The organism is Rubneribacter badeniensis (assembly GCF_002899695.1).
Lineage (GTDB): Bacteria > Actinomycetota > Coriobacteriia > Coriobacteriales > Eggerthellaceae > Rubneribacter > Rubneribacter badeniensis.
Genome location: NZ_PPEL01000160.1, coordinates 1 through 1,529, shown reverse-complemented (window position 1 = coordinate 1,529; position 1,529 = coordinate 1). Strand labels below are relative to the sequence as shown.

Here is a 1,529-nt window from a genome sequence, read left to right as displayed (position 1 = left end):
TGCTGCATCCGGTGATCTCGGCGACGGCGCCGCACGCCTGGCCAGCAGCGCCGTCGCACGCGCGGCCAGCTGCGCCGTCGCCAAGATCACCGGATGCAGCACGCCCGGTGGATGCCTCGCGTTTCGTCACGGATCCCTGGCGAAACGCGATCTTGCCCGTGTCGGGATCCATCGACTCCACGATGGCGAGCGACTCGAGCCGGTAGCCGCGTTCGCGCAGATCGGCCCCGCCGGGCTGGAAGCCCTTCTCCACCGCGATGCCGATGCCCTCCACGGTGGCGCCCGCCTCGTTCACCAGCTCGATGAGGCCGTTAAGCGCGCACCCGTTCGCCAGAAAGTCGTCGATGATGAGCACGTGGTCATCTGGCCCGAGGAATTTCTTCGCCACGATGACGTCGTACACGCGGCCGTGCGTGAACGACTGAATGCGCGTCGAATACATCTCGCCGTCGAGGTTGATGGACTGGGCTTTCTTCGCGAACACCACCGGCACGCCGAAATGCCGCGCCACCACGCATGCGATGCCGATGCCAGACGCCTCGATGGTGAGGATCTTCGTGACGGGAGCATCCGCGAACAGCCGCTTGAACTCCTCGCCCATCGCATCGAACAAATCGATGTCCAGCTGGTGGTTCAGGAAGCTGTCCACCTTGAGGACGCCCTCCGACTTCACCACCCCGTCGCGCCTGATGCGCTCCTCCAAAAGCTCCATGCCTTGCCTCCGTCGTCGGTTCGTCTTCGCATCCCGCCGCCGCGCGTGCGCGCGCAAGCTCGAAAAACCTCTGATCGACAGTGTAAAGGACGCTCGGCCGGATGGGGGCGAAATAATGCCGCAACGCCGATATTCGTCGCAACCGATCACGGATACTGAGAAATACTGAGAACGCCGCACGTCGGGAATGCGCTTGCAAGCCATTGCCGGCACCATGGGCGCTGTTGTCGTCATAGCGTATGTTCGCGCCCTGCTTCGCAGCCCCCTATCGCCGTAGTCGGAACCTTGCCACCGACTCGCGATCCCCTCGCCTCACGCCGCCGCAGCCAACGCAAGTGCCACGACCACCTTCGCATGAGGCATCATCGCCGAACCGCCGCGCGCTCGCCCCACGTCGTGCCGCCTCCCGTGCGCCGCGCTCGCGCCGCCGCGTCCGGCGCCGACGCTGTCGCCCCGCCGCCACACACCCTGCAGCCGCCATCGCCATCATGGCTCGCAACCGCAATCTTCCTCGCGCCTTCCATCGTCACGACCGAACTTCCATCCTTTCCCTTTGAGGATCCCTCACCTCAGGCCTTCTCGTCTCTGCGGCTACCGCAGATGAAAACCACTTTCGCAAAGCGGCCGCAATCGCAGTCTTCGCGAATGACGAAACGCCATTCTCACGCTATCGACAGGAATCGCACCGACCATGGCCGTCCCAGCCATGTCGCACAATACGGAATCGTCATCATAAACGGCATTGACGCGACAGCGAAACAGCACGATGAGCGGAGGTGGGGGGGTGGCAAAGCAACCGGGCTGACGGGGCTGAGGG

The 1,529-nt window shown here is 64.2% G+C and carries 1 protein-coding gene; it reads right to left on the bottom strand.

Translation table 11 applies throughout. From position 1 onward, the window contains the following. On the bottom strand, window positions 1-712 hold a 712-nt coding region (locus C2L80_RS13440), incomplete at its 3' end, for a xanthine phosphoribosyltransferase (RefSeq protein ID WP_239939034.1). Between the last annotated feature and the right edge of the window lie 817 nt (window positions 713-1,529).